The organism is Tabrizicola sp., from assembly GCF_034366665.1.
In the GTDB taxonomy this organism is placed as follows: domain Bacteria; phylum Pseudomonadota; class Alphaproteobacteria; order Rhodobacterales; family Rhodobacteraceae; genus Tabrizicola.
The window spans coordinates 1-4,320 of sequence record NZ_JAXMMF010000016.1; the positions used below are offsets into that span (position 1 = coordinate 1).

Below are 4,320 nucleotides of genomic sequence, written 5' to 3' on the forward strand. Positions count from 1 at the left end.
TCACTACATGGGCTGCTCGACCTTCGCGCAGCACACCGTCATGCCGGAAATCGCCCTTGCCAAGGTCCGCGACGACGCCCCCTTCGACAAGATCTGCTACATCGGCTGCGGGGTGACCACCGGCATCGGCGCGGTGCTGAATACGGCTCAGGTCGAGATCGGGGCCAAGGCCGTGGTCTTCGGCCTGGGCGGCATCGGGCTGAACGTCATCCAGGGCCTCAAGATGGCCGGGGCCGACATGATCATCGGTGTCGATCTGAACAACGACAAGAAGGAATGGGGCGAAAAGTTCGGGATGACCCACTTCGTCAACCCGAAAGAGCTGCCCGAAGGCACTTCGGTCGTGCAGGCCATCGTCGAACTGACCAAGACCCCCTTCGACAAGATCGGCGGCGCGGACTACTCGTTCGACTGCACCGGCAACGTCAAGGTGATGCGCGACGCGCTGGAATGCACGCACCGGGGTTGGGGCCAGTCGATCATCATCGGCGTCGCCCCCGCCGGGGCGGTCATCGAGACGCGGCCCTTCCAGCTTGTCACCGGCCGGGTCTGGAAAGGCACGGCCTTTGGCGGCGCGCGGGGCCGCACAGATGTGCCAAAGATCGTCGACTGGTACATGGACGGCAAGATCGAGATCGACAGCATGATCACCCACATCCTGCCCCTCGACCGCATCAACGAAGGCTTCGACCTGATGCACGCGGGCAAGTCGATCCGGGCCGTGGTCGTCTATTGAGCACGGCGCCGGCACATGTGACCACGGCTCCCCCTGCGGGGCCGTGGAAACGCCGGCAGTTCCGGGTCCTTGGCTGGCTGGCGGGGTTCTGGCTGGTGTCCGATCTTGGCTACTACTTCGGCCTTCCGGCGCTGGGCATCGGGGCGGACTACAACAGTCACCCGATGCCCATCGCCACCTTCTACCTCTTCTGGTCCGGCCTTGCCGCCATCGTCTTCTGGCCGCTCTACAGCCGCTGGAACGCGGGCGCGGCCTTCCCCACCTTGCGCAACCGGGTGCAGGCCGCGCTGATCTGGACTGCCACCTTCGCCGCGATCCTGGCTTTCCTGCACTGGGGCCTGCCCGCCCTTCCGCAGGCCACCTGGTCCGCAGAGCTTGGCAAGGCGCCCGACCTTCTGATGGCGACGCCCGCCTATTTCTTCCCCAAGACGATGGAGATCGTCTTCCAGCAATTGCTGGTGCTGGCGATGATCGTCAGCCTCTCGATCGACGGGCTGCCCCTGCGCACCATCTCGCTTTTCGTGGCGCTTCTTTTCGGGGGAATGCACATCCTGCTGGCCTTCTCGGGCATCCCGCCACGCGCCGTCATCATGTTCATCGCCGCGTCCACCGCCTTTGGCCTGGTGCTGCCCCGCCTGATCCTGAAGACCCGCTTCGGCCTTGCTGCGGCCTTCGCGCTGCACTGGACGTTCTACGCCGCCGTACTGGCCCAGGCGCGCGTCTTCGGCCCCCATGTCACCGAATCCGTCCTGGGCTGACATGACCTCCACCCCCGCCCTTCGCGCCCTGGCTGCCCTTGGGATCGTGGTCACGCTTCACCCCTACGCCTACGACCCCAAGGCCGATGCCGTGGGCCTGCAGGCCGCCGAAGCTCTGGGGATCGACCCCGCCGTGATGCTGAAAACCCTGATGGTCGAGGTTGACGGCAAGCCCGCCTGCTGCGTCATTCCCTCGGACCGCCAGCTGTCGATGAAGCGCGTGGCGTCAGCCTTCGGGGCCAAGTCCGCCGCGATGATGCCCGCGCCCAAGGCCGAAAAGCTGACCGGCTACCATGTCGGCGGCATCTCTCCCTTCGGGCAGAAGCGTGCCGTCCCGACCGCACTGGAGGCCAGCGCCTGCACCGCCCCCCGCGTCTGGATCAACGCCGGGCAGCGCGGGCTCCTTCTGTCGCTGCCGCCTGAAGACGCACTCCGCGCGCTTGCAGCCAAGGCCCTGCCGCTGATCGCCTGACGCTTTCCACTTTCCCCGACGCCCCGCTTCGGCGACAAAGGCCGCAACCCTCAGGAGGCCCCGATGCCCGCAGACCCCCGCGCCCCCCGCCTTGCCGTCCTGATCGACGCCGACAACATCCCCGCCCGGCATATCGAGGCGGTGCTGGACGAACTGGCCACCTATGGCGAACCCTCGGTCCGGCGGGTCTATGGCGACTGGTCGTCGCAGGCGCTGTCGCAGTGGAAGGAAAAGGCCCGCAGCCTGGGCCTGGTGATGCACCAGCAATCCGCCAACACCAAGGGCAAGAACGCCAGCGACATCGGCCTGGTCATCGACGCGATGGACATCCTGCACCTCGGCAAGGTCGACGGCTTTGTCCTGGTGTCGTCGGACAGCGACTTCACCCGCCTTGCCAGCCGCATCCGCGAGGACGGGCTGCAAGTGATCGGCGTCGGCGAAGAGAAAACGCCCGAGTCGCTGCGCAAGGTCTGCAACCGCTTCATCTTCCTGGAAAACATCGCCGCCGCCCCCGACGCCGCCCGTGCCGCAGACCCCGCGCGGGCCGCGAAAGAGACGGCAAAGCCGACCGAAGCCGCGCCCGAAAAGCAGCCGCCTTCCAAGGCCATCCCCCTGGTGCTTGCCGCGATGAAGAAGATCGGGATCGAAGAGGACAGCTATCCCCTGGGCCAGCTGGGCCAGGTCCTGACCCAGCTTTACCCGGACTTCGACAGCCGCAGCTATGGCAGCGCGCGCCTCTCTGACCTTCTGAAACGGACCGGCCGCTTCGAGGTGCAGAAGGGCGACGGCAGTCAGCTGGTCGTGCGCGACAAGGCGTAAGCCGTCAGAAGATCGTCGCCAGCCAGCCCGCAAAAGCCTCGACCGCCGGACGCCGCCGGCCGCGCGGCAGGACGACGGCATAGGTGACCACCGGCAGCCCGCCAAGGGGCAGGCGCACCAGCCGTCCGGCCTCCAGGTCCGCCCGACAGATGATTTCGGTCGCCGTCCCTGCGCCCAGACCCTGACGGCAGGCCGACATCTCCAGGTGCGGGCTGCCCACCTCCACCCGCTTCAGGCGCGAGACGTCCAGACCGGTGCCCGCCACCTCGGCCAGTTCCCAGTGCTTGTCGGCCCCGATCACCCAGGGCATGTCCTGCGGATGCAGCCCCGACGCGGCCAGCGCAGGCGCGCAGACCGCAATCACCTGCGACCGGCACAGCGGCCTGATCTCTTCCTCCGGCGCCTCGACCCAGCCCTCGGGCAGTGCCCGGATCGCCATGTCGAACCCCTCACGCGCCAGGTCCAGTTTCGCCGGACTGGGCGACAGCGCGACCTCGACGCCGGGATGCCTGGCCCAGAACTCCGGCAGCCGCGGCATGACGTGGGTTTCGGCGATGAACGTCGTCGTCGTGATCCGCACCACCCGCCGCGCCTCGGCCTCGCGCAAGCTGGCAATCCCGGCGGCCACCGTGCCGAACCCGTCATCCAGCGCCCGCGCCAGCTGCTCCCCCGCCGCGGTCAGGGCGACGGTCCGTCCCGCCCGCCGCACCAGAGCCACGCCCAGATCAGCCTCCAGGCCCCGCACCGCCTGAGTGACGGCGGCATGGGTGACATTCAGCAGTCGCCCCGCCTCGGCAAAGCTGCCGCTGCGCGCCGTGGCATCAAAGGCCCGCAACGCGGAAAGAGAGGGCAGGTCGCGCCAGCGCATGACGTAAGCTCAACTTTCGTTTGATGGAAATTCCTGAGTCGGAGTATCGCAGGTTTCATGGCATTCCCAAGGGACAATCCACTCTGGGACGAAAGCCATGCACGGCGTCAATCTCGACCTCCTTCGCGCGACGGTTGCCCATCACCCCGATGGCCGCCCGAAGGACCCGCATGCCCACCACACGGCCGCGCATCTGGATGCGCTGCGCGCCGCCCGCGCCGAAGGGCGGCAGTCCCGTGGCCGCCGGATTTTCGCACTGATCCGCAAGCTGGTCCGTCGGCAGGCCAAGCCGTCGCTCTGCCCCTGACGCGCGGGCCCCGCTGGCCCATCACCCGCGACGAGAAGACGAAGTCGCACGAGGAGCCGCCCCTACTCCACCTCGACCGTGACCCAGGTCTCGAAGCAGACCCCGTTGGCGAGCGCCATCACTCCAATGGTCGCGCGCCCGCCCAAGCCGCGCTCTGGCCCGAAGACCTCGACGAACAGGTCCGACAGACCGCTCGAGACCTTGTGCACCTCCTCGAACTCGGGCGTGCAGACGACGAAGTTCAGGCTGCGGACGATCCCTTTCACCCGGTCCAGCGACCCCACCGCCTGCCGGATGCCGCCCAGCACGTTCAGCCCGGTCCGCCGCGCAGCCTGGTAGCCTTCTTCTACGGTGACGTTC

7 protein-coding genes are annotated in these 4,320 nt (G+C 67.7%); 5 read left to right on the plus strand and 2 right to left on the minus strand.

The features are described from left to right. The 4 genes from U1E69_RS02005 to U1E69_RS02020 form a co-directional block, all read left to right on the plus strand. Positions 1 to 736: zinc-binding dehydrogenase (locus U1E69_RS02005; protein WP_322242397.1), on the plus strand; the 736-nt coding region annotated here is incomplete at its 5' end. A 17-nt stretch (positions 737 to 753) separates the two neighbouring features. After that, positions 754 to 1,494: a hypothetical protein gene (locus U1E69_RS02010; RefSeq protein WP_322242398.1), complete on the plus strand. Its 741-nt coding sequence runs from the start codon at positions 754 to 756 to the stop codon at positions 1,492 to 1,494. A gap of 1 nt (position 1,495) precedes the next feature. After that, the gene (ybaK, locus tag U1E69_RS02015) at positions 1,496 to 1,966 is read left to right on the plus strand and encodes a Cys-tRNA(Pro) deacylase (protein WP_322242399.1); all 471 of its coding nucleotides are present in this window, start codon (positions 1,496 to 1,498) and stop codon (positions 1,964 to 1,966) included. A 63-nt stretch (positions 1,967 to 2,029) separates the two neighbouring features. Next, positions 2,030 to 2,785: an NYN domain-containing protein gene (locus tag U1E69_RS02020; protein WP_322242400.1), complete on the plus strand. Its 756-nt coding sequence runs from the start codon at positions 2,030 to 2,032 to the stop codon at positions 2,783 to 2,785. A 4-nt stretch (positions 2,786 to 2,789) separates the two neighbouring features. Here U1E69_RS02020 and U1E69_RS02025 read toward each other — a convergent pair whose 3' ends face one another. Continuing rightward, a complete protein-coding gene (locus U1E69_RS02025) occupies positions 2,790 to 3,653 on the minus strand; it encodes a LysR family transcriptional regulator (protein ID WP_322242403.1) in 864 nt (287 codons plus the stop codon). Between the two features lie 97 nt (positions 3,654 to 3,750). Here U1E69_RS02025 and U1E69_RS02030 point away from each other — a divergent pair, with 97 nt between their 5' ends. After that, on the plus strand, positions 3,751 to 3,960 hold the full coding sequence (locus tag U1E69_RS02030; RefSeq protein ID WP_322242404.1) for a hypothetical protein: 210 nt from the start codon (positions 3,751 to 3,753) through the stop codon (positions 3,958 to 3,960). A gap of 62 nt (positions 3,961 to 4,022) precedes the next feature. On the opposite strand, the gene U1E69_RS02035 is transcribed toward U1E69_RS02030, so the two are convergent. Beyond that, positions 4,023 to 4,320 (minus strand): RidA family protein (locus U1E69_RS02035; protein WP_322242405.1); only part of this gene is annotated, 298 nt, incomplete at its 5' end.

Excerpts from the sequence above, each read along its gene's own strand:
- ybaK (WP_322242399.1), top strand. The coding sequence starts at position 1,496 with ATGACCTCCACCCCCGCCCTTCGCGCCCTGGCTGCCCTTGGGATCGTG.
- U1E69_RS02020 (WP_322242400.1), top strand. The coding sequence starts at position 2,030 with ATGCCCGCAGACCCCCGCGCCCCCCGCCTTGCCGTCCTGATCGACGCC.
- U1E69_RS02025 (WP_322242403.1), bottom strand. The coding sequence starts at position 3,653 with ATGCGCTGGCGCGACCTGCCCTCTCTTTCCGCGTTGCGGGCCTTTGAT.
- U1E69_RS02030 (WP_322242404.1), top strand. The coding sequence starts at position 3,751 with ATGCACGGCGTCAATCTCGACCTCCTTCGCGCGACGGTTGCCCATCAC.